The 23,365-nt window shown below is 32.8% G+C and carries 29 protein-coding genes and 1 tRNA gene; 7 read left to right on the forward strand and 23 right to left on the reverse strand.

The window, feature by feature from the left end; translation table 11 throughout:
* Positions 1 to 48 precede the first annotated feature (48 nt).
* Together OLM54_RS13705 and OLM54_RS13710 are read left to right on the forward strand one after the other, a co-directional pair.
* A complete protein-coding gene (locus OLM54_RS13705) occupies positions 49 to 798 on the forward strand; it encodes an MlaE family ABC transporter permease (RefSeq protein WP_264535150.1) in 750 nt (249 codons plus the stop codon).
* Positions 795 to 1,559 (forward strand): ABC transporter ATP-binding protein, encoded by a 765-nt coding sequence (locus tag OLM54_RS13710; RefSeq protein ID WP_264535151.1) that lies wholly within the window; start codon positions 795 to 797, stop codon positions 1,557 to 1,559. The genes OLM54_RS13705 and OLM54_RS13710 overlap by 4 nt, the downstream gene beginning before the upstream one ends.
* 94 nt (positions 1,560 to 1,653) lie before the next feature.
* On the opposite strand, the gene OLM54_RS13715 is transcribed toward OLM54_RS13710, so the two are convergent.
* From OLM54_RS13715 to OLM54_RS13780, 14 genes are all read right to left on the reverse strand, one after another.
* A complete protein-coding gene (locus OLM54_RS13715) occupies positions 1,654 to 2,271 on the reverse strand; it encodes a hypothetical protein (protein WP_264535152.1) in 618 nt (205 codons plus the stop codon).
* A gap of 96 nt (positions 2,272 to 2,367) precedes the next feature.
* Positions 2,368 to 2,973 carry a SprT-like domain-containing protein gene (locus OLM54_RS13720; RefSeq protein WP_264535153.1) on the reverse strand — a complete coding sequence of 202 codons (606 nt, stop codon included), beginning with the start codon at positions 2,971 to 2,973 and terminating at the stop codon, positions 2,368 to 2,370.
* A gap of 38 nt (positions 2,974 to 3,011) precedes the next feature.
* Positions 3,012 to 4,286 (reverse strand): hypothetical protein, encoded by a 1,275-nt coding sequence (locus OLM54_RS13725; protein WP_264535154.1) that lies wholly within the window; start codon positions 4,284 to 4,286, stop codon positions 3,012 to 3,014.
* A 41-nt stretch (positions 4,287 to 4,327) separates the two neighbouring features.
* Positions 4,328 to 5,005: an SDR family NAD(P)-dependent oxidoreductase gene (locus OLM54_RS13730; RefSeq protein WP_264535155.1), complete on the reverse strand. Its 678-nt coding sequence runs from the start codon at positions 5,003 to 5,005 to the stop codon at positions 4,328 to 4,330.
* Between the two features lie 38 nt (positions 5,006 to 5,043).
* A complete protein-coding gene (locus OLM54_RS13735; protein ID WP_264535156.1) occupies positions 5,044 to 6,018 on the reverse strand; it encodes a M20/M25/M40 family metallo-hydrolase in 975 nt (324 codons plus the stop codon).
* A gap of 26 nt (positions 6,019 to 6,044) precedes the next feature.
* Positions 6,045 to 6,701 (reverse strand): hypothetical protein, encoded by a 657-nt coding sequence (locus tag OLM54_RS13740; RefSeq protein WP_264535157.1) that lies wholly within the window; start codon positions 6,699 to 6,701, stop codon positions 6,045 to 6,047.
* A 2-nt stretch (positions 6,702 to 6,703) separates the two neighbouring features.
* The gene (locus tag OLM54_RS13745) at positions 6,704 to 7,738 is read right to left on the reverse strand and encodes a D-alanine--D-alanine ligase (protein WP_264535158.1); all 1,035 of its coding nucleotides are present in this window, start codon (positions 7,736 to 7,738) and stop codon (positions 6,704 to 6,706) included.
* Positions 7,739 to 7,749: 11 nt separating this feature from the next.
* On the reverse strand, positions 7,750 to 8,460 hold the full coding sequence (locus OLM54_RS13750) for an NRDE family protein (RefSeq protein ID WP_264535159.1): 711 nt from the start codon (positions 8,458 to 8,460) through the stop codon (positions 7,750 to 7,752).
* The gene (locus OLM54_RS13755) at positions 8,448 to 8,936 is read right to left on the reverse strand and encodes a DinB family protein (RefSeq protein WP_264535160.1); all 489 of its coding nucleotides are present in this window, start codon (positions 8,934 to 8,936) and stop codon (positions 8,448 to 8,450) included. The genes OLM54_RS13750 and OLM54_RS13755 overlap by 13 nt, the downstream gene beginning before the upstream one ends.
* Positions 8,937 to 8,938: 2 nt before the next feature.
* The gene (locus tag OLM54_RS13760) at positions 8,939 to 9,325 is read right to left on the reverse strand and encodes a DoxX family membrane protein (RefSeq protein WP_264535161.1); all 387 of its coding nucleotides are present in this window, start codon (positions 9,323 to 9,325) and stop codon (positions 8,939 to 8,941) included.
* An 8-nt stretch (positions 9,326 to 9,333) separates the two neighbouring features.
* Positions 9,334 to 9,792, reverse strand: coding sequence for a YHS domain-containing (seleno)protein (locus OLM54_RS13765; RefSeq protein WP_264535162.1), 459 nt, complete (start codon positions 9,790 to 9,792; stop codon positions 9,334 to 9,336).
* 6 nt (positions 9,793 to 9,798) lie between these two features.
* Positions 9,799 to 10,395, reverse strand: a complete 597-nt coding sequence (locus OLM54_RS13770; protein ID WP_264535163.1) for a peroxiredoxin-like family protein — start codon at positions 10,393 to 10,395, stop codon at positions 9,799 to 9,801.
* A gap of 88 nt (positions 10,396 to 10,483) precedes the next feature.
* Positions 10,484 to 11,161, reverse strand: a complete 678-nt coding sequence (locus OLM54_RS13775; protein ID WP_264535164.1) for a Crp/Fnr family transcriptional regulator — start codon at positions 11,159 to 11,161, stop codon at positions 10,484 to 10,486.
* 102 nt (positions 11,162 to 11,263) lie between these two features.
* Positions 11,264 to 12,406, reverse strand: coding sequence for an acyl-CoA dehydrogenase (locus OLM54_RS13780; RefSeq protein WP_264535165.1), 1,143 nt, complete (start codon positions 12,404 to 12,406; stop codon positions 11,264 to 11,266).
* Positions 12,407 to 12,872: 466 nt separating this feature from the next.
* On the opposite strand from OLM54_RS13780, the gene OLM54_RS13785 reads away from it, so the two are divergent.
* The 3 genes from OLM54_RS13785 (at position 12,873) to OLM54_RS13795 (ending at position 16,010) form a co-directional block, all read left to right on the forward strand.
* On the forward strand, positions 12,873 to 13,448 hold the full coding sequence (locus tag OLM54_RS13785; RefSeq protein WP_264535166.1) for a chalcone isomerase family protein: 576 nt from the start codon (positions 12,873 to 12,875) through the stop codon (positions 13,446 to 13,448).
* A gap of 144 nt (positions 13,449 to 13,592) precedes the next feature.
* On the forward strand, positions 13,593 to 14,819 hold the full coding sequence (locus OLM54_RS13790; protein ID WP_264535167.1) for a Glu/Leu/Phe/Val dehydrogenase dimerization domain-containing protein: 1,227 nt from the start codon (positions 13,593 to 13,595) through the stop codon (positions 14,817 to 14,819).
* A 288-nt stretch (positions 14,820 to 15,107) separates the two neighbouring features.
* Positions 15,108 to 16,010, forward strand: a complete 903-nt coding sequence (locus OLM54_RS13795) for an energy transducer TonB (protein ID WP_264535168.1) — start codon at positions 15,108 to 15,110, stop codon at positions 16,008 to 16,010.
* Positions 16,011 to 16,182: 172 nt separating this feature from the next.
* On the opposite strand, the gene OLM54_RS13800 is transcribed toward OLM54_RS13795, so the two are convergent.
* A complete protein-coding gene (locus OLM54_RS13800; RefSeq protein ID WP_264535169.1) occupies positions 16,183 to 16,578 on the reverse strand; it encodes an ExbD/TolR family protein in 396 nt (131 codons plus the stop codon).
* Positions 16,579 to 16,581: 3 nt separating this feature from the next.
* Positions 16,582 to 17,277 (reverse strand): MotA/TolQ/ExbB proton channel family protein, encoded by a 696-nt coding sequence (locus OLM54_RS13805; RefSeq protein ID WP_264535170.1) that lies wholly within the window; start codon positions 17,275 to 17,277, stop codon positions 16,582 to 16,584.
* Between the two features lie 131 nt (positions 17,278 to 17,408).
* Here OLM54_RS13805 and OLM54_RS13810 point away from each other — a divergent pair, with 131 nt between their 5' ends.
* A complete protein-coding gene (locus OLM54_RS13810) occupies positions 17,409 to 18,635 on the forward strand; it encodes a bifunctional folylpolyglutamate synthase/dihydrofolate synthase (protein ID WP_264535171.1) in 1,227 nt (408 codons plus the stop codon).
* Between the two features lie 179 nt (positions 18,636 to 18,814).
* Positions 18,815 to 18,892, forward strand: a tRNA-Val gene (locus OLM54_RS13815).
* A 262-nt stretch (positions 18,893 to 19,154) separates the two neighbouring features.
* Here the strand turns inward: OLM54_RS13815 and OLM54_RS13820 are convergent.
* From OLM54_RS13820 to OLM54_RS13850, 7 genes are all read right to left on the reverse strand, one after another.
* Positions 19,155 to 19,415 carry an FUSC family protein gene (locus tag OLM54_RS13820; protein WP_264535172.1) on the reverse strand — a complete coding sequence of 87 codons (261 nt, stop codon included), beginning with the start codon at positions 19,413 to 19,415 and terminating at the stop codon, positions 19,155 to 19,157.
* A 57-nt stretch (positions 19,416 to 19,472) separates the two neighbouring features.
* Positions 19,473 to 19,889 (reverse strand): VOC family protein, encoded by a 417-nt coding sequence (locus OLM54_RS13825; RefSeq protein WP_264535173.1) that lies wholly within the window; start codon positions 19,887 to 19,889, stop codon positions 19,473 to 19,475.
* 186 nt (positions 19,890 to 20,075) lie between these two features.
* Positions 20,076 to 20,399: a MazG-like protein gene (locus tag OLM54_RS13830; protein WP_264535174.1), complete on the reverse strand. Its 324-nt coding sequence runs from the start codon at positions 20,397 to 20,399 to the stop codon at positions 20,076 to 20,078.
* 3 nt (positions 20,400 to 20,402) lie between these two features.
* Complete coding sequence (locus tag OLM54_RS13835; RefSeq protein WP_264535175.1) at positions 20,403 to 21,317, reverse strand: helix-turn-helix domain-containing protein; 915 nt, start codon at positions 21,315 to 21,317, stop codon at positions 20,403 to 20,405.
* Positions 21,318 to 21,335: 18 nt separating this feature from the next.
* Positions 21,336 to 21,641, reverse strand: coding sequence for a hypothetical protein (locus OLM54_RS13840; RefSeq protein ID WP_264535176.1), 306 nt, complete (start codon positions 21,639 to 21,641; stop codon positions 21,336 to 21,338).
* A 12-nt stretch (positions 21,642 to 21,653) separates the two neighbouring features.
* Entirely contained in the window at positions 21,654 to 22,460 is an 807-nt protein-coding gene (locus OLM54_RS13845; RefSeq protein ID WP_264535177.1) for an SDR family oxidoreductase, read from the reverse strand.
* A 119-nt stretch (positions 22,461 to 22,579) separates the two neighbouring features.
* Positions 22,580 to 23,245, reverse strand: coding sequence for a hypothetical protein (locus tag OLM54_RS13850; RefSeq protein ID WP_264535178.1), 666 nt, complete (start codon positions 23,243 to 23,245; stop codon positions 22,580 to 22,582).
* Positions 23,246 to 23,365: the final 120 nt, after the last annotated feature.

Below are 23,365 nucleotides of genomic sequence, written 5' to 3' on the forward strand. Positions count from 1 at the left end.
ACTGTAAACTGTAAACTAATCCTTAATTTAGCCAATATTTGTAAACTTATGATGCTAATACGTTACTTATCTCAAATAGGAAGATATTTTTTAATGCTGAAAGAAATTTTTAATAAACAGACCAAATGGCCTGTAATGAGAAATTTAATTTTCAAAGAAATCGATGATTTAATTATTGACTCACTTGGTATCGTTTGCTTTATCTCTTTCTTCGTAGGAGGAGTTGTTGCCATCCAGACGGCATTGAACTTAACTAATCCGTTAATTCCCAAATATTTAATTGGTTTTGCCACACGTCAATCTGTAATTTTGGAGTTTGCTCCTACTTTTATCTCGGTTATTATGGCGGGAAAAATGGGATCATTTATTACTTCAAGTATTGGTACAATGCGCGTTACAGAACAAATTGACGCCTTAGAAGTTATGGGTGTAAACTCACTTAACTACTTGGTTTTTCCTAAAATAATCGCATTACTTTTATATCCTTTTGTTATTGGAATCAGTATGTTTTTAGGGATTTTTGGAGGTTGGCTTGCCGGTGTTTACGGAGGTTTTACCACAAGTGTTGAATTCATAAATGGAGCACAAATGGAATTTATTCCGTTTCATATCGTATATGCTTTTATCAAAACTTTAATCTTCGCGATGTTATTGGCAACAATTCCGTCATTTCATGGTTATTATATGAAAGGCGGAGCTTTAGAAGTAGGAAAAGCAAGTACCGTATCGTTTGTTTGGACATCTGTTTCGATCATTCTTTTTAATTATATACTAACACAATTGTTACTGGGATCATGATAGAAGTAAAAAATTTAGAAAAATCATTTGGAGATAGTAAAGTTCTAAAAGGGATTTCGACAGTTTTTGAAACTGGAAAAACCAACTTAATTATTGGACAAAGTGGATCGGGAAAAACGGTTCTGTTAAAAAGTTTATTAGGTATTCATACGCCTGATGCAGGAACTATTGAATTTGACGGACGTGTATATTCTGACTTAAATCCGGATGAAAAAAGAGAATTAAGAACTGAAATTGGAATGGTTTTTCAAGGAAGTGCTTTATTTGATTCGATGACTGTTCAGGAAAATGTTGCTTTCCCTTTAAAGATGTTTACCAGCGACAATAAAGCTAAAATACAAGAACGTGTCGATTTTGTTCTAGAAAGGGTAAACTTGGTTGATGCGCATAAAAAATTACCATCAGAGATTTCAGGAGGTATGCAAAAACGTGTGGCAATTGCCCGCGCGATTGTAAATAATCCTAAATATTTATTTTGTGATGAACCTAACTCAGGTTTAGATCCAAATACCTCAACTTTGATTGATAACCTGATTAAGGAAATTACCGAAGAATACAATATTACAACTGTAATTAACACACACGATATGAACTCGGTAATGGAAATTGGTGAGAATATCGTATTCCTAAAAAAAGGACTAAAAGCGTGGCAGGGAACTAAAGAAGAAATTTTTAGAACCGACAATAAAGATATTGTAAAGTTTGTTTACTCTTCAAATCTGTTTAAAAAAGTAAGAGAAGCGTATTTGAGAGAAGGATAAAATTTTCTTGAAAATCTCATAAAAAAATCCAAATCCCAATACTTTTACAGTTGGAATTTGGATTTTTTATTTTTTGGCATTTTTATTTTTTATTCTAATATTCCTTAGAAAATCCAAACCCAATCGACAACCCTACTCCTATATAACTATTTTTAGAAATGTTGCCAAAAAGTTTTGCACCAATACTCGGTATCAAAGCATTGTAAATTAATTTAGATCGTTTTTTCTTGTAAAACCATTTATAATTAACCTCAAAAGGAACACCGTAAAAGGTTTCATAATTTTGGTTATAACCGTAAGTTTCTGCTTCCTCATCAACAAACCTTCTTCTTGAATCCAGATTATTACAACTTATTCCTGCAGAAATACTAACAGAACGTCGGTCAGACATCCATCTTCTGCCGTACAACAAAGCATATTCAGAATTATCTTCAGATATATAATAACTTGGAACTGGGAAAAAAGGATTAATGTCATTTGAGATATATCCCGTTGCATTAGCGTATCTTAAACTAAAAAGACTTTTTTTATATTGATAATTCAATTCGGCGCCACTCGAAAAACCAAAATGATTCATTTGCGAAAAACCTCCAAATAATTCGGCATAAATAATTGGATTTGGTTTTTTATGCAATTCTCCGTCCGTTTGTTGTCCGGAAATTGAATTTGAAAGTGCTAAAACAAAAATAATGTTAAGTAGTTTTTTTATCATAATGAATCTAATATCTATTAATGGAATACAAAGAAAAATCCAAATCCCAAATTGCTTAGCATTGGAATTTGGATTTTTGCTATTCAAATTTTTATTTTAATAATTCCCCGGTAAAAGTTCTACTTCGGCATTTGGATTAAAAAGATAGGTTCTTCCTGAACTTATTTCGATACATTCAAAACGCTTTGTTCTTACTGCAAGTTTCTTGAATATTTTACCGTTTTTAATTCTGAAAACACTTCCGTACGGAATCTCAAATATGTAGTTTTTATCGTTTTCCTTATCATATTGCTTTAAAGCCAAAGACAAAGTGGTATCGGTATCGCTGCTTGCGGTTGGGTTCTTAAAATGACGTGCTAGCAACGGCAATAATTGTCCCGGAAAAATCTCCGGACGAATAAAGGGAACCATCAAACGCTGGAACGTAAATTTCCATTCGTCACCGTGTGGTTTTATATTTCGACCAAACTTTTCAAAAGCGACCAAATGTGCAATTTCATGAATCAGCGTAATCAAAAAACGATATTTATTTAAACTCGAATTTACCGTGATTTCATGTTTACCGGTATGTCCCCTCCTGTAATCGCCATGACGCGTCTGGCGTTCATTAACAATTTTAAGATGAACCTGATTGGCAACAATCAATTCAAAAGCAGGCTTTACAGCATGTTCCGGTAAATATTTAGCTAACGTTTCGCTCAAGACTGTGTTCTTTAATTAATTCAAAAAAAATAAATTATTTACAAATTTAAATACTTCAGGTAATTGCTATTTACATCTTTTTTAACTTCTCCATTTGCATCAGCAAAAACATTTCTCTTTGCCTGTCTTTTTGTTACATCAGTCTCCATATACTTTAGTTTATTTTCCTGATAATCTAAAGCACGTGCTTTTTGAATATATTCTAAACTGCTTTTATAATTATTTAAAACCTCAAAACTTGAAGCAATATTTACATAACAAGCCCAGATAGCAGCTTTCTGCCCTTTATCATTCGCATCTAATTGTTTAGCATATCCATCCATTTTTAGAATAAAGTCGCATAGAATCTTTTTCTTGTTTTTAAAATTATTGTAGTTCTTTAAACCTGTTTCATCCTGAAAATCTTTTGAATTATCAGTAATTACCAAATTATTATTCTTTACAAATTCAGCATTGCTGTTTAAAAGTTCGTCATCCGTTACAGGACTAGATTTGCTTTTAGACCAACTTTCAATAGCATCTACATCTTGATTTAATTTTAGAAATAACGGATTTTTGTCCTCTTTGGAAATTCTTGAAAAATAATAACTATCCTCATAATAAGGAACACCAATCCAGGACATCACGCGGCTTTTCATGTTTTTCTGAATATTATCTATAAGTGCGTTATAAATTAAATTCTTATCAAGATTCGCAGTTAGATAAGTTATCGCTTCCGATTTTGTTTTAAAATTGGCCTGGTAACCTTCAAAACTTCCGGAACCAAGTAATCGCTCTTTAACTTTAAAAGTTTTCTCCATGATTACATTGTCGTTCAAACTATTTCTTAATTTATAAACAACATCAAACTTATAATAGGTTTCATACGAAAATGGTGTATCACTTTTACTCTCCGTTATCTCTCCCTCGTATGCTACATTATTAATGTAAACATCGACAATAAGATGATCTTCAGCTTTTAATTGCTGAGTTCTGTAATTTAAATCAGCAATACATGAAATATGAGTTCCCTGATAGTTTGACTCTGTTGATGTGCCCGCAAGAGGTCTGATTAAATATTCTTCTCTAAAAAATTCGTTGTAAGAAAGTCGCTCGCGAGTTCCTTTTTTTTCTCCATCGACCAATATTAGTATTGGATTCTCAGAAAGATTTATTTTAACGCCATACGTATTGTAACCCGCAGGAATATAATTTTCCGGAAAAACAAAATTGTAAAAACTTAACGTTTCTGATTTATAAGACTGAGCAGAAAGCTTTTGATTAGAAAAGACAGTAAAAAGTGCAACTACAAGAATTAAAATTCTTTTTTTCATAAATTCAGATTGATTAATTTGGGGTTAGTTTTTTAAGATAATTACGGATTTGTCGAAGAAACTTCCAATACTTTTCCGTTAAAGTATTTATTTCCGTTAAGCGTAAAATCATAAATATAAGTTGCCATTCCTTCTGCAGAAATTGGTGCCTGATATCCCGGAAAAGCTTCATTTAACATCTCTGTCTGAACAGAACCCAGAGCCAAAACATTAAACGAAATTCCCTGTTCTTTATATTCTTCTGCCAGTAATTCTGATAAAGTAATTACAGCGCCTTTACTAGAACTGTAAGCTGCTAATCCGGCAAATTTAAGACTTCCTCTTACACCGCCAATAGAACTTATTGTAACCACATGACTGCCTTTTTGAAGATACGGCAAACAAATTCTGGTAAGATTTGCCACTGCAAAAACATTGACTTTATAAATACTTTCAAAATCAGCCTGAGTAGTTTCTGCGAAAGGTTTTAATAACAAAGCGCCCGCATTATGAACTACGGCATCAACCTTTTTCCATGTTGAAGAAAGAAAATCATCTACAACTCCCAAAGCCGATTTATTTGCCAAATCAACTGAAAGACACGTTATATTTTGATGCTCTAAAAGTACTTTTGGTATATTTCTGGAAATGGCCAAAACCTGATGACCGGCATTTGCAAATTGCAACGCTAATTCGTAACCAATTCCTCTACTGGTTCCTGTAACAATAATATTTTTCATGAAGCAAAAATAAACAAATCCAACAAAAAGAACCGTTATTATTTCATCGTAATTTCTTGTGTTGGGGTATCTGTAATTTGAGTTACAGCCGGCAAAAATTCTTGTACAAAAGCAGTTATGTGCGGAATATCCATTACTTTAAATTCATCTGAAACGTGATGATAGAATTCAAAATTTTCAAAATCGAAAGTACTTATCGATTGACATGGTTTTTTGAAAGCTTCATAAAATGAATAATTATCAGATCTGTAAAACAATTTATATTCGGCTTCTTTTGGTAAAAACCCAATTGTATTTTTTCCTGTATACTGATTTATTTTCTCCGCCATGTTCGATTTATCAAAACCAGTTATATAAGCCAGATAATCACGTTTCATTGGCACACCAATCATTTCGATATTTAATTGCGCATATAAATTAAAGTCCTGCGCTTTAAGTTTCTGAACTAAACTTTTAGATCCTAATAATCCTTTTTCTTCTCCTGCAAAAAACACAATCAGAATACTTCTTTTATTCGATTTTGTTTCGCTAAAATATTTTGCCATTTGTGCAACCGCCGTCACGCCCGAAGCATCATCATTGGCACCATTATTAATAATATCGTCCTGCTTTTTTTTCTCTAAACCAATATGATCATAATGTGCACTTAAAACCACAAACTCTTTTTTAAGTACAGGATCTGTTCCTTCAATAACGCCAACGATATTAAAAGCCGGAGATTTAAAATTGGTTAATGTATCACGATATGTTTTAAAATAAGGTTTTACATTGTTCTTCTTTAAAAAGTCTTCTAAAAATTCAGCTGCTTTTTCAATTCCTTTAGTTCCGGTTTCACGGCCTTCCAGTTCATCTGAAGAAAGATATTTTAAGAAATCCGAAACTTCTGTTTCCTTCACTTTATAACTAATCTCTGCAGGTTTAAAATCTGATTTGGAAGATGTATTGCTTACTGTCGATGTATTCGATTTACATGCAAATAAAACAAATGGAAGAAAAAAGTATAGTTTTTTCATGGATGAAAGATATTTAGCTTTAGAGCCTAAATCCCTAAAGCAGATGATTTAAAATATTTTTTATACACTTTAAACACCTGAATACTTCCTAAAAAAACAAAAAATAACGGAATAAAAACAGGCATCAAATACTTTGAAAATGAATTTGTTTTCTCAAAAACGATTTGCAATGTTAGAATCAGGCTCAACATTCCTAAAAAAACACCTATCAAAGTTCCTGCAATATAATAATATTTTAGCTTTTTTTCGGTTGTAATATACTTTCCGTTAACTAAATATAGATTCCAACTCGTCCAGAATGGCAGCTGTAAAAAATTAAAACAATTTAAAATGACACCAATTACAAATGGCGAATACATTAAAAATTGATTGATATGACTATTTGAAGTCATTGAATGATTGGAGTTTGAATAAAATAAATACGCCAGAACGAACATAAAACCAACGGCAAAAAAATCAATAATCTTCATTAATTTTTTATTGTTTATAAGTCGTTGTGCAAAAAGTAACGTGAAATAAATAACGAAAGTTTCAACGGAAACAACACCAAACAAATAGAGAACTAAATTTTGCAGCCCTGATTTTGAATAAATTTCTAATCCTGCCAAATTTAAATATCCAAGCGGAATTGAACCAATGAAACTCACCAGAAAACCAACAGAGATATTTTTTATTCTCTTCATTTTCAAAAATTTATAATTTTATTATTCTGGGCGAGATGCAGTTTGTATTCCCGCATTCCAACTTTATAATCTAAGTACGGAACTCCCATTTTATGATTCACAACACTTATTTCATACATATATGTAATATGTCTGGCAAGTTCTTTCCAGGCAAACCAAACAGAATGTTTAGGGTCGTAGATATGTGTGGGTTCGCTGGCAGCGCCATTAAGTTCTACAATTAAAAAATTCTCGCCATTTTCTAATTCTTCAAAAGTATTATACATAATATCGAACCTTCCAAAATAGAATTCCGGAATCTGAACTGCAATTTCATTGATCATCGCCGTTAATTTTGGTGTAATTAAATCACTGCCATCCAGGAATTTTGCGCCACGGGCATGATTGCCAAACGGAACTAAATTTACACTTTCGTCTTTTTGCAAAATTCTGCCCAATTGATCTCCGTATTCCTCTTTTAATGTTTCAAATTGCAATTGAAATCTTGGCGTTTGATGAATCAGTTTTTCAATTGTTGAAATGCCATCGCCCTTTACAATCAAAAATTCTTTTGAGACAATTCCGGTAATTTTTCCGTTTTTTTGATGTGGATGACGTACATAAAAAACACCAACTTCGTTTTTAAACGGAATTAAATCCTGCAGTAAAAAATCAAAATTTGCTTTTTCTGCATATTCCTTTAATTCAGAAACTGTTTTGATTTTTTTTACACCGGAACCCCTTAAACCAATATCAGGTTTTGCTATTAATGGAAAATAAATTCCTTTTTCGACAACCGTTTCTACTATATTTTTCAGATCTGTATTTTCCCGAATCAAAATTGTTTTGGGATAATATTTTTTGGGAAGCAAATCGTAAATCTGTTTTTTGCTTTCCATCATAAAACCGCCGTTTTTAATTTTTGGATTTGATGCATTAAAGAAAAAAATAGATCGTGCTTTTATGGCATAATACGCCCACAAAAAATAGATAGGTATGTATAAAACCTGAAATGGCCAATACTCCCAATTTGTTATTTTATGAAAAAATAGTTTCATGATTCCCTTTCTTAAATACTAATAAATGCGGTTGAATACTCTTGTGTTTTTATCAAATCATAATAGCGCATAACACCTTTATTTTGTTCTATTGTAACTTGCGTAATACTCAATGTTTTTAAGGCATTTTCTCTGTTAATAATTAAACCGTTTTGAGTATCGTTTCCTTCTGTATTTCGATGAAAACCAAACATATCGGGAGCCGAAATTTTATCTTTATCCTTTAAAAAACAAGCAAACCAATCTGACCTTTTTTTCCTGATTTCATCGGAATACAATGTGACAGAAGACCAAATATGATTTTTTGTTTCATCTAATAGTATCGTTTTCTTTTCAGAACCATCCCAGACAAGTTCGTATAATTCTTTATTCTGATACAAAACCAACGTAAATGGTTCAATATTTTCAAGATTAATTTCAATCCAAAAATCCTTCGGAGAATCGGCATAAATAATTTCTAAAGCAATTAATCCGCGGCTTTTTCTATAAGACGGTTTTACTTCGTGTTTGACCAATCCTCCGTTTAAAAGCACCAAAACAGTTCCGTTTGCATCAACTGCAAACCACGTTCCTCCAGCTTTTGGATCTTTGGGATAAATAACATTTTTTCCGTTTTGATTGTAATTCTTTGGTGCAATCGCAGCCGGACGAATTACTTTTTCATCACGATTTGACGTCATAATTACAACCCCATTATTATTTATAAAACTTACTGTGCACATTGTTTTCTGTATTCGATTGTAGAGCGTGCAATACCAAAATTTTCATGAAGCAAAACATTTCCATATTGCAAAACTGCCACTTTTATTAACGCCTGATGATGAATGCAATGTTCCAGATTATAAAGCAATTCTCTATAATAGTTTGTTTGAATTCGCATTGTCAATCCGTCAATAAATTGTTCCAGATACATTATTTTATTCTCGCTTTTTAAATCTTCCTTTATTTCAAAAATGCATTGTTTTGCATAATGAGTTTCGGTTTGAATACGATTATTTCTCTCGCGATTGTCATAATTCAAAATTGCTGAATCATAACTTTTTTCAAGACATTGAAACATTTCAAGAATATGACGAGTATGTTCGCCTATAGTCGAACCGCTTAATGCGTCGCATGGTTTTGCATAATCCTGATCTGAAAGCTGACCTAATAAACTAATTAAGTCATCTAAACTGCGATGTATCGATTTTATCAACATAATTATTTTGCTTTTAAAAGGTTAAAAATCTTATTCCGATCCAGATTAATGAGTTCCAGACAGCATACTAATACAATTATTGCCAGAACAAAAAGTAATCCTCCGTCGCCTTGAACAGCTATTCCTAAAACAAACAAATGCGAAAAAACAGCACCAATCATTATTCCGCTTCCTAATACAGCGCCCATCCAGGTTGTTTTGGGCATTAAAATTAAAATAGCTGCAATCAACTCGGCAATTCCGGAACCAATTCTGCCGTAAGGTTCCATTCCTAATTTCGAAAAAATATAAATACTTTCTTCTGCTCCGCTAAATTTAAAAACCAGTGTCTGCAATAAAATAACGGCAGCAACTATTCGTAAAAGCCAAACTATTTTTTTCCTTTTCATACCAGTTTTCATTTATAGAATTTCTTCCAGTTCGTATTTGCTTTCGATTTTAAATTATTCTCGTCTTTATTCCAGCTTTTCAAAGTATTATTAAAATAAGCGTTGTAAAACAAATAGAGTTTTCCGTCAATAATTTTAAAAGTCTCTGGGTTTATCTCCACTTTTTCACCCGCGCTTCCCATTGCATAAGCACACCAGCCGCCATATTGAGGTTCGTATTTTGAAGGATTTTTTAAAAATGCCTCTTTATTTTCGTTCGATGAAAAATTATAAATCACGCCCTGATAAGACACCGATATTTCTTTTTTACCTTTTAAAGGTTTTCCCTGAATGAAATAAGCAACAGGATCGTAACCCAGAATGGCAATTTTATTTTCTAAATTATATTGAGCGATACGTTTTGAATCATTTTGAGCAAATGAAACTACTGAAACAAATAATAATACGAGTAATGTGAACTTTTTCATCTTAGTTTATTTTAAATTTTTTAATACAGCAATCAATAATTCAGATGAAATCCGATGTTTAAAATCAGGCGAAATATATTCGAACAAAATATCACTCTCAGCATTTACAACAAAAACAGAAGGAACAGGTAAAAAACTCCTATCCATTCCATTAGAATGTACGTTAATTACTGATTTATAGTTTTCCGGAGCTTCATAAGCAATTCCTGCTGCTTTTATCAAATCACCTTTTGAGTCAGAAAGCAATATGTATTTTACCTTATCTTTTTCTGCTGTAATTTTTAAATTTTCGGGAGTATCAGGACTTATGGCTATAATTTGATAACCCAAATCAAGAATTTGTTTTTCGGCTTCAGCCAAGGCTGCCAAATGCATATTGCAATACGGACACCAGCCGCCGCGATAAAAAACTAAAACAGTCTTTTTGTTTTTAAGTAAATCAGAGATTTTTGCATCTTTATTATCAGATGTCTTTAAAGTAATATCCGGAATTTTCTCTCCTATTAATAAAGGAGCAATGTCAGTCGCAGATTTAGGGAGTTCGGTTTGGGCATTTGCAGCAAAACTTAGTGTTGCAAAAAGCATAAAGAGTACTTTTTTCATAGTTTTAAATTTTATCATTTTGATAATGTAAAACTACTTCGCTATGAAAAAACAAAATGTCGGCTAATTTACACTTAGCCTAAAATAATTATAATTTGGTAATATCCTTAATAACAATCTCGCTTCTGCTGTAATGCAAAAGGTCATTATTTTCCATTTCATTTAGTAATTGAGTGGCGGTTTGTCTTGAAGTACAAATGATTTGGGCAATATCATTTTGAGTCAGATAATTTTCTATTGCCACCATATTTCCTTTTCTCACACCTTCATTTTCGGCCCAGTCTTTTAAAAATTGATACAATCTGGTTTTTGCATCTTTAGAAATTAAATTAGAATAACTGTTTTTAATACGCTTCATTTTCAAACCCACAAATTTGGTATAAGAAAGTGCTAATGATGGATTTCTTAACAATAAATCTTCAAAATCAGACATTAAAAAACTGCAGATTGCCACATCATCAGAAAGCACTTTAGCATATTCTTCGACTTTATCATCGGTTTCTAAAGTCAGTTCGCCAAACAAATCCCCTTTCTGAATAATATCTTTTATCGTTTCATTACCATCATCATCAATAGCAACGATTTTAATATTTCCTTTTTTAAGTAAAAATATACGGGGAACATCCGAAGAGGAGAAATAAATAATTTCGCCTTTTGATGCTTTTTTAAAACCGGTAATAATACACAATTGTTTAATTTGAGAAAAACTCAACGTTCTAAACAGTTTATGATCCCGCAAATACCAATATTTTAAATCTTCGTACATAAAAAAATGCTTTCTGTAAATGTAGCTAAATTTAAAAAACAAACAAAAAACCCTTTCGAAGCACTTGCCTGAAAGGGTTTTAATATTTTATTTTGAGAGAATTTATCCCGCAATTACGGATCTTGAAATTACGATTTTCTGAATTTCTGAAGTTCCTTCATAAATCTGAGTAATTTTTGCATCACGCATAAAACGCTCAACATGATATTCTTTTACGTAACCATTTCCACCGTGAATCTGAACCGCTTCAACAGCAGTATCCATAGCAACTTGCGAAGCAAATAATTTTGCCATTGCACCACTCACATCATAGTTTTTATTCTGGTCTTTATCCCATGCCGCTTTCATGCATAAATGACGTGCCGCTTCGATATTTACAGCCATATCTGCCAATTTAAACGCAATTGCCTGATGATTGCAGATTTCAGTTCCAAAAGCTTTTCTTTCTTTCGAATATTTCAAAGCTAATTCATAAGCTCCGGAAGCAATTCCTAAAGCCTGAGAAGCAATCCCAATACGACCGCCGGCAAGAGTTTTCATTGCAAACTTAAACCCGAAACCATCTTCTCCAATTCTGTTTTCTTTAGGAACCTTTACATCACTAAACATTAAAGAGTGTGTATCAGAACCACGAATTCCCATTTTTTGTTCTTTAGGACCAACAGAAAAACCAGGCATATCTTTCGTCATAATCAAAGCATTGATTCCTTTATGTTTCTTTTCAGGATGCGTTTGAGCGATTACCAAATAAACCGATGCTGTGTTTCCGTTCGTAATCCAGTTTTTTGTACCGTTTACCAAATAATGATCTCCCATATCAATAGCAGTCGTTTTTTGAGAAGTAGCATCACTTCCGGCTTCCGGCTCACTTAAACAAAATGCGCCGTGAATTTCACCGGATGCCAGACCCGGTAAATATTTTTGTTTTTGTTCCTCCGTTCCAAATTCCTGTAAACCCCAACAAACTAATGAGTTATTTACAGACATTACTACAGAAGCCGAAGCATCAACTTTAGAAATTTCCTCCATAGCAATCACGTACGAAATAGCATCTAAGCCGCTTCCGCCGTATTTAGGATCAACCATCATTCCCATGAAGCCTAGTTGTCCCATTTTTTTTACCTGTTCTGTTGGAAAAATTTGTTTTTCGTCGCGTTCGATAACACCCGGCAACAATTCGTTTTGGGCAAAATCTCTCGCAGCTTGTTGAATCATTAAATGTTCTTCGGTAAGATTGAAATCCATAGTTCTTTTATTTTTTGTTTTTGACAAACCAAATTTTCAAAATATTTGATTTAGGCAATGGTTTTTTGTGTTTTTTGAATTGCTTTTTGTGTACCCGAATAAAGGCTTCCAAAGATAATTTTTAAAGTCGAATTAACAATGCGTGCATATAATTTTAAGAAATTAGCAAGGATCACGATAACGTTTTCGTGATTATATTGAATAATACACTTGATAACATCAATTTTACAACATTTTCTTTAAAATTTAAGAATTAAGCTAGTGATAAAAAAACATTAATTCTAAAGCTTTACACAATAACAATTTCAAAAAAACCAAAAGCATCAAAACCACGTATATGTACGTAAAACAAGTCTTACTAATTTGATTATGAATACACTACAAAAGAAAAAATATTTTTAATGTGTTAAAAAATCAAAAAATTAACATTAATTTTGCCTAAAAAAAAATAAACAATCGATAGAGTATGAAAAAGATTTTACTATTATTTACATTCATTTTAAGCTTTCAATTTTCAACAGTTTCTGCACAAACTCACCTTGAGGTAAACGGCGTTACTGTACCAAGAAAAATTGAATTTCAAAACAAAACTTTACAACTTAACGGCGCCGGCGGAAGATCTAAAATGTGGTTAGAAGTTTATGTTCAGGCTTTATATTTATCTCAATTAAGCCAGGATCCGAAATTCATTATTGACAGCAATACTGAAATGGCGATTCGAATTGAAATCACATCATCTATGGTTTCTTCAAACAAATTAACGAAAGCAATGAATGCAGGTTTTGAAAAATCAGCGGGAAGTAATTTGGAAGAATTAAGACCGAGAATTGAAGATTTTAAAAAGTTATTAAGTGATCCTATCACAGAAAAAGATGTGTTTATTTTGGCATACAACCCTTTTGACCAAACGATCAACGTAATTAAAAATGATGTTCCAAAAGGAAAAATACCGGGATTTGATTTCAAAAAAGCATTATTCGGAATCTGGTTATCTGACAAACCGGTTGACGACACATTGAAAAAACATTTATTAGGACAATAAATTTCCTGATTTCCTTATACATTTTAAAGCCGAAAACTATTACGTTTTCGGCTTTATTTTTTTATTGAAGAAAATTGACGTAAAATACATTATTCGCATTATTCTATTTTATACTTTTACACAAAATAAACATATCTTAACAAAATGAAAGATTTATTACAGCAATTTGAAAATAAAGAACCTGAAATTGTTTTTAACTGGAAAGATTCTGAAACAGAAGCTGAAGGTTGGACAGTAATTAATTCACTTCGTGGAGGAGCCGCAGGAGGTGGAACAAGAATGAGAAAAGGCTTGGATATGAACGAAGTTTTATCATTGGCAAAAACAATGGAAGTAAAATTCTCCGTTTCAGGTCCTGCAATTGGCGGTGCTAAATCCGGAATTAATTTTGACCCGAATGATCCTCGTAAAAAAGGTGTTTTGCAACGTTGGTACAAAGCGGTTTCACCTTTATTAAAAAGTTATTACGGAACCGGTGGTGATTTAAATGTCGATGAAATTCACGAAGTTATCCCAATGACCGAAGAGTGTGGCGTTTGGCATCCGCAGGAAGGTGTTTTTAACGGACATTTTAAACCAACCGAAGCAGATAAAATCAATAGAATTGGACAATTACGTCAAGGTGTAATTAAGGTAATCGAAAATCCTAAATTTTCACCGGATGTAACCCGCAAATATACTGTTGCTGATATGATTACCGGTTACGGTGTTGCCGAAGCAGTTCGTCATTTCTATGCTACTTACGGCGGAGAAATTAAAGGCAAAAAAGCAATCGTTCAGGGATTTGGAAACGTAGGTTCTGCTGCTGCTTTTTATTTAGCAGAAATGGGTGCAAAAGTAATTGGAATTATTGATCGCGACGGAGGTTTGATTAAAGAAGAAGGTTTTTCATTTGAAGAAATCAGAACGTTGTTCTTAAATAAAGACGGAAATAAATTGGTTGCCGACAATATGATTCCGTTTGAGGAAATCAATTCAAAAATATGGACAATTGGTGCTGAAATTTTCACTCCTTGTGCCGCTTCAAGATTAGTACAACAAACTCAAATTGACAGTTTAATTTCAAACGGATTAGAAGTGATTTCATGCGGGGCGAATGTTCCTTTTGCAGACAAAGAAATTTTCTTCGGATCTATTATGGAAGAAGTAGATCATAAAGTAAGTTTGATTCCTGATTTTATTTCAAACTGCGGAATGGCGAGAGTTTTTGCTTATTTCATGGAGAAAAAAGTGCAAATGACAGATGAGGCAATCTTTAATGATACTTCAGAAACTATAAAAAATGCGATTGTAAAAGCCCACGCTTTAAATTCGTCAAAAACAAATATTAGTGCAACTGCTTTTGAGATTGCATTGAAACAATTAGTATAATTTTTTTATACTTTATTTCTAAGCGGGCTAAATTAATTTTTAGCTCGTTTTTTTTTGCCACAGATTATTGGATTAAGAGGATTTTAACTTTACCGTAAAAGTTTCCCGCAGATTTGGCAGATTGAGCAGATTTTTTTCTTTTTAATTTTTTAATTTAAATCTGCTCAATCTGCCAAATCTGCGAGCAAAAAACAATAGCTTACAAAATCAATACTAACCATTGTTTCTAAACAATTTTTACTACTTTTAAACGTTTTTATTAAATACATTTCAAAATTCAGAATCAAAATGAGTTCCACAGTTTCTTCAGATAAAAAGAAATCATTACTACTCACCACAGCGATATATGCGGTAATTATACTATTACTGTTTTTTATACGTTTTTGGCCGCCATATAATCCGGAAAATAACGTAGCTCTTGCAGAAGGCGGCGGTGGCGGTGGCGTGACCGTAAATTTTGGAGACAGCGATTTAGGATCCGGAGCGAATTATAAAAGTGAAGTTCTCGATGTTAAAAACGAAGCAAAGGCAACTCCTGCAAAAGCAACTCCCGACGAAGCGATAATTACTCAGGAAAATACAGCAGATGATGATAATGACGTCGTTATTCCTGTAAAGGAAAAACCTAAAAAACCGACTCCTGTCGAAAAACCGGAAACAAAACCAGTACCCCAAAAACCAAAAGTTTCGAATTCTACAAATGATGCTTTATCCAGCATTTTAAAAGGATCAAACAAAGGCGGAGACGGAGACGATAAAGCAGCAGGAAACAAAGGAAAGGCAAACGGAAGTCTGGGTTCTAACGGTTACTACGGAACCGGAGGTTCTGGTGGCGGAACTGGCGGAGGAAACGGAACAGGAAATGGTATTGGTACCGGAAGCGGTTACGGAGCCGGAAGCGGCGGAGGTTCCGGCGGCGGATCAGGATATTCGTTAGGAAACAGAAAAGCATTATCGAAACCTGCACCAAAATATACCTGTAACGAAGAAGGAAAAGTAGTTGTAGAAGTTACAGTCGATCAAAACGGAAAAACAATCAGCGCAACTCCAGGAATTAAAGGCACAACAAATACAGCAAGCTGTTTATTAGAACAAGCCAAAATTGCTGCCATGAATACAAAATGGTCTCCTGATGATAATGCAGCTGCAAAACAGGTTGGTAAAATTGTTTATAATTTCAGTTTGAATTAAACACGAATTTCACTGATTAACACAAATAAAAAAGGCTTTCTGAAATGTTTCAGAAAGCCTTTTTTATTTGTCCTTGTGAGGAACGAAGCAACCACATTCAGAGAGCGACGTACTTTATGGATTAAGCCCGCGAGATTCCTTCGTTCCTCGCAATGACATAAAATGCGGTTAATTACTTCGGGCTAGTAGCAATTACAAACTTTAGATTGTTCTTCACTCCTATTTGCAATACATCAACTAAATCCTGTACTTGCAAATTAAACGGAATTCTAACGACAACAGTTTGTTGTTTATCTGCTCCAATTTTTGCCATTAAACTTGTTTCCAGATTTTCGAAATCCACAGGTTCTTTGTCGATATAGAATTTTTTATCTTCTGTAACCGATAAACTGATTAATTGTTTATTGGTTTTTTCATTTGATTTCGCTTTTGGTAACGTCATTTTAATAACATTAGGATTTGCTAGCGTTGATATAATTAAGAAAAACAACAGCAAGAAAAACATAATATCACTTAGTGATGAAGTCGCCACTTCGGCATGAAATCTTCTTTTCCTTTTAATAGACATAACTTACGATCTTTGAATTATGTTTACAAATTCCAGTATTTGTTTTTGAATTTTCAAGGCAAAATCATCAATTTTTCCGTTCAGTAAATGGTAAGCACTATAGGCAATAATACCCACGATAAGTCCTGAACCAGAACTGATCATTTTTTCGTATAAACCTCCGGAGATATTACCAATACTAATATTCTCTGTAACCGAAATGCTATAGAAAATCTTAATAACTCCCGAAATTGTTCCAATAAAACCAAGAGTTGGTGCAATACCCGCAATAAGTCCAAGATGACCTAAACGTCTTTCCATTTCACCAATTTCAATATCGGCAGCGCGGTCCATATTTGATTCGATTTCAGCGATTGGTCTTCCAATAACTAAAACTCCTTCTTTCAAAATATTTCCTGCAGCTGTATTGCTTCTTTCTACAATCGTTCTCGCCAACTCAATATTTCCGGCATTTAGCTTATCACCAACATCCTGCATTAATCTTGCATCGATTCTCGAAGCTTTACTAATATATAAGTAACGTTCAAAAATCACATAAATCGTATAAAACAGTAAAATGGCAATTGGTATTAAGAAAAAACCTCCCTTTAAGATAAATCCTAAAACAGAGATTTCAGTATTTGGTGCAATTTTTTCGATAACTACGTTAGATGCGGCGTTTGCGATGGTATCTGTTTGTAATTGAATGAAGCTAAACATATTTTAATTCTTGTTTTTAATAATTAATTCTAAAAAATATTTCAATTTTGCATTAAAGATAATTTCACTGTAATATTAAACTAAAAAAACCGGAAATTATTTCAATTCACAACTATTTTATCCAAAAAATAATGAACTATCAGGAAACAACAAATTGGATGTTTAACCAATTGCCCATGTATCAGCTTCAGGGTGCTTCGGCTTACAAAGAAGATTTAACCAACATTAAGTTGCTTGCGGCGCATCTTGATAATCCACAAAATCAGTTAAAATGCATTCATGTTGCGGGAACTAATGGAAAAGGTTCTACATCGCATATGCTGGCTTCGGTTTTGCAGGAAGCGGGTTATAAAGTTGGCTTGTATACTTCGCCGCATTTAAAAGATTTCAGAGAAAGAATTAAAATCAATGGCGAAGATATTTCAGAAGATTTTGTTATTGAATTTGTAGCCAAACATAAAGACTTTTTTGAAGCAAATGACATGAGTTTTTTCGAAATGTCTGTTGGTTTGGCATTTGATTATTTTGCTGCAGAGAAAACAGATATTGCCATTATTGAAGTTGGTTTGGGCGGAAGATTAGACGCTACCAATATTATTACGCCCTTAATTTCGGTTATAACCAATATCGATCTGGATCATACACAGTTTTTAGGAAACACAACAACAGCAATTGCAGGTGAAAAAGCCGGAATTATTAAGCCAAATGTTCCCGTAGTAATTGGAGAATATACAGAAGAAACAGAAGCCGTATTTTTAGCTAAAGCCAAAGAAAATAATGCGCCAATTTATTTTGCTGCTGATTTAATCTCGGGTGTTTTCCCGTCTGATTTACTTGGTGATTATCAATTTCATAATAAAAAAACCGTTCAGCAAGTTGTTGTTGTTTTAAACTCACAAACTGATTTTAAAGTTTCTGTTGATAATCTAAAAAGCGGTTTGTTAAATACCATAAAAAATACCGGCTTACAAGGAAGATGGCAGCAGTTGGGTGAAAATCCGAAAATAATTTGTGACACGGCACACAACAAACACGGTTTAGCAGTGGTGATGAATCAAATTCAGAAAGAAAAATTTGAGAACTTACATATTGTTTTAGGAGTTGTAAATGACAAAGACCTGGATTCTATTTTACCGCTTTTTCCTAAAGAAGCAAAATATTATTTCTGCAGGCCCAATTCGTCACGTGGTTTAGCGACCGTAATATTAAAAGATGCAGCAAAAAAATACGATTTAATTGGCGAAAAATACAATTCTGTTGAAGATGCTTTCGCGGAAGCAAAGAAAAACGCATCCAAAAATGATTTTATTTATGTTGGCGGAAGCACTTTTGTTGTAGCCGAATTGCCTTTAAACTAAACCCGATTAAGATTATTTTAAAAAGTTTAAAAAATTCACTTTTATAATAAATTCAAAGCCAGCAAGATATAAGACTCAAGCAAAAAAGTTTGATTTTTTAATGAAATTTCTTTGCAGAACTCAAAAACTAGCGTATATTTGCACTCGCAATCACAAAATGATAGCAACCTAGTAAAATAGGGCGATTAGCTCAGCTGGTTCAGAGCACCTCGTTTACACCGAGGGGGTCGGGGGTTCGAACCCCTCATCGCCCACCAAAAAACTCCATTAGAAATAATGGAGTTTTTTTTATGTTTTATATTTTGCTTTAGTATCACATTCTTGTGGAATAAGTCAAATGGTGTAAAGTATAAAAAATTACCCGCAAACTTTGTCATTCCAAGGAATGACATACAGTAAAAAACACAATCTTGTCATTTCGACCGAAGGAGAAATCACATTCGAAATTCCACAATTAGAATCGTCAATCTTTGTAGAGTTACATGTGCGATTTCTCCTTTGTCGAAATGACAAAAACTCCTATTTCAAACCTCGCTCTTTTAAAAGATCTTCCAATTCCTTATTCTTGTATTTTGAATTATTGATCAATTTATAGGCAAAAAATAAAGGAATTAATGTCAAAAGTCCTAAGGCGCTTTTCAGGAAACTGTAAAATACAATTCCAATCAAAAACCCAATTAATAAAGCATTAATCACAGCAGCTGATTTCATTTTTTTGCTTCCTGCAACAATTCCTGATCTGTTAATTCTGATAGTTCTTTTTTTTCCATTGATTATCATTTTCAAAATTGTTTTGGTTCATCTTAATAGCAGTTTATTATCTGAAATCATATCTGTTTAAGGTTCCCAAAGTTCTATTTTATTACCTTCTTCATCCATAATATGGACAAATTTACCATAATCATAAGTCGAAATGTCGTCAAGAACCGTTACACCGTTTTCTTTAAGTTGTTTTACAAGACCTTCAATATTCTGAACACGGTAATTAATCATAAACTCTTTTTTTGATGGCAAAAAATATTCATCTCCATTTTTAAACGGACTCCATTGCAGCAATTCTACCTCTTCTGGATTCTGAATATTTCTGGATTCAAAAGTCGAACCCCATTCATTGACATCAAGTCCTAAATTTTTGGCATACCACTCTTTTGTATCTTTCGGATTGTCTGAAAAAAAGAAAATACCGCCAACTCCGGTTACTTTTGGTGTTTTTTCAGAACCTGAGTTGTCTGATTGATTTTTTGATTCTTCCATAATGTTTTGATTTTTTGGTTGTTTATATACAAATTTAAAAACTATTTCAATCGAAATTATGATTGCGTAAAACCTTTCCAAGATACAAATTTTCTTTGATTTGATCTGTAAAATTCACTTTGCGCAAAAAAACCAAAACCTCCAAAATCAGATGATTTGGAGGTTTTTTTATATATACGATTTAAGTTATTTACCCAACAACCCTTCTGTTTTAGTTAAAAATTCTACTGTAACATCTTCAATATCAATATTCATTCTTTGAGCCAAAACGGTAAGCCACCAAATAGATTCTCCTATTTTATGTTTTAGTTCTTCTTCTGTATTTGCTTTTGGCCATCTTCCTTGTTGCGACATTACGTTGCGGCCTACCAAACCTGCATCCGTTAAAAAAGCCAATGCATCTTCTTCAACAGTCCATTCGCAGCCGTGATGCGTTAACTCTAACTCGTGATACCGTTTTCTTATTTCTAAAGAACGTTCTTTTAGCTGTTCAAAATTTAGTGATGCCATAATTTAATTTTTATTGAATAATTCCTGAAACGCAATTGGACTAATATTCGTTTTTTTCTTAAAGAGTTTATTGAACGATTGCGGATGCTCAAAACCTAATTTATAAGCAATTTCAGAAACAGATAAAGTTCCTTTTGCAATATATTCTTTCGCCTTTTCGATCAATTTATCATGAATAAACTGTTGTGTGTTTTGTCCCGAAACACTACGCAGCAAATCGCTTAAATATCGTGATGATAATTGTAATTCATCTGCCACGAATTGTACGGTTGGCAAACCATTTTCCAGCGGCTTTTCGGTATTAAAGTAATCTTCGAGTAAGTTTTCCAATTTAGAAAGCACATCATTATTAACCGCTTTTCGGGTAATAAACTGGCGATTGTAAAAACGATTGCTGTAATTAAGCAAAAGTTCCAATTGCGAAATAATAACATCCTGACTAAAATGATCGATTCGCTGGTTTAATTCGTCCTGAATATTAGCAAAAACCGCCAAAATCGTTTCCTTTTCTTTATCTGATAAATACAAAGCTTCAGCAGCCGAATACGAAAAAAAACCATACTTTTTAATATTCGTACTTAAAGCATACGGACGAATAAAATCAGGATGAATATTTAGTGACATTCCGCTGTAATCCGCTTCCTCTTCCTGCATTTTTAAAATTTGTCCGGGCGCAACAAACGACATTCCGCCCTCTTCAAAATCATAAAAACCATGTCCGTAACGCAGTTTTCCGGAGAAATTAGTTTTAAAAGATATCTTGTAGAAATCTAAAATAATTCCCTGTTCAAAATCCTTCGGGTCAAAAATTGCTTCACCATAATCCAAAACACTTATAAGCGGATGCATTGGTTTTGCTTGTCCCATCGCTTTATGTAATTCTGATATAGACTGAAATATTCTAGGCTGATTTTTCATTTTTGAAGTACAATTGTTTCACAAATTTACGAAATGTTCCACTGACGCAATATTCCAGCTTACCGTACTTTGATCGATCATGTCGTGCACAACCGAATCACTAAGTTCTGACATTAGTTTATGCATGGCGTTTGTTCCGTCTTCTTCATTATCCCAAACGAGCATATCATAAACAACGTCTTTTTTTAATTCGAAAATAGTTCGGGAACAAAACCCTTTTTGACGCTTTAAAAAAGCATCAATTTCAGTATTAGCGTCAATAAATTGTTGCGTTGTAAAACCATTTAGCTTAAAAGTAGTCAATTCTATCGCTTTATTTTTCATCTGATTCTTAAATTAAAAAGTAAACATTGATTTGATATTTTGCACCTGTGTTTCGGCGCCTAAACTCAATCGTTCATTATATAAAGCATTAGCATCATTTCCGGCAATATATCGAAGCTGATTTTTATTATCAGTCGCAGCTTCATAAATAATTTGAGCTACATCTTCGGCTTTTGTATAACTCTCTAATTTTTCTGCGCTATATCCTTTGCTTACTTCCAGCGCTAATTTTTCGTAAGCTTCATGCTGACCAACTTCCATAGAGCGAATTGCAAAATCAGTTTGCATGCCGCCCGGTGCTACTACTTTTACCTGAATTCCAAATTGCGTTAATTCAGACGCCAGACTTTCAGAAAAACCGTCAACCGCAAATTTTGTAGCGCTGTAAATAGAACAAGTCGGAAAACCCATTAACCCAAAAGTCGAAGTAATATTGATAAAAGTACCGCTTTTTTTCTCTCGTAAATGAGCTATAAATGCCTTTGAAACCCTGATTACACCAAATAAATTCGTTATAATCTGGCGTTCGATTTGTTCATTTTCCAAAGATTCTAAAGCACCAATTAAACCATATCCGGCATTGTTTAACACCACATCAACCGAATATTTTTCAGTAACACTTTTAATCACAGAATCAATTTGTTCCTGATTTGTAACATCTAACGGAAGTACAATTACATTTTCTAATTGATTTAATTCTGTTTCTTTTTCAGGATTACGCATTGTCGCAATTACCTGCCATCCTTTGCTTTGAAATAATTTTGCTGTTGATTTTCCTAAACCTGTTGAAGCTCCTGTAATAAAAATTGTCTTTTGCATTTTTAATTGTTTTAAAATTATAATGCAAAGATCAGTCGAAGTATAAAGTTGTTTGTAGCCAGTTTGGCGTTTGCATTAGCCAAAATGACGCGCATAAAAAAACTCCAGTTTTATGGAGTTTATTTTACGTCAAATTTTGTAATGTAATCATAGCCCAATATTCCTTTTTGCAAAGTCAAAACTATTGCATTATCATCTTTAGTACCATCATACAATTCCTTATCAACATCTAATCGTTCGTTGCTGTCATATTTTGTTTTGATGAAAAAATTATAATCATAACCTCCTTTAGTCTTTTTTGTTGTGGTTTTGTAATTGATAATAAAGGCTTGTTTCCTTTCGGTTTCATTAGAAATATGTCTATTAATAAGTATTCCAATATTAGGAATAAACATAAACGAAAAAATGCAAATAGCTAATAAATTATAAAATCGAAATTCATTATTAAAATTAAAATACCTGCTTAGAATTACTGTAATTAAAACAGTAATAATCAAACTGAAAAAAACAAGTTTCCAAAACAAATTATAACCTCCAATCGTATCTTCAAAAGATCTTACAGCGAAAAAAAACGGAATGAAACAAATGAAAATAATAGTCTGGAATTTTTTGTGAAGTTCCCTATTTGGCTGGTGATTTTTACTTATAATTTTTAGAATCAGATCGCACAAATTATACGATAATATAATGAACGAAGGAATTGAAATAAACAAATATCCAAATTCATGAATTGTGCAAGAAAGGACAATACCGCATAAAGCAATTATGAAAATATTTTTTATCATTTGTTAGATATTTAAAATGAAATTCTCTTCTTATATTTTATTATTAATGCTAATATAAAAATAATTGCAGTACAAAAATCAGTTTGATAAATGCATAAAAAAACTCCTTAATTACGTAAG

The sequence above is a fragment of the Flavobacterium sp. N1736 genome (assembly GCF_025947065.1).
Lineage (GTDB): Bacteria > Bacteroidota > Bacteroidia > Flavobacteriales > Flavobacteriaceae > Flavobacterium.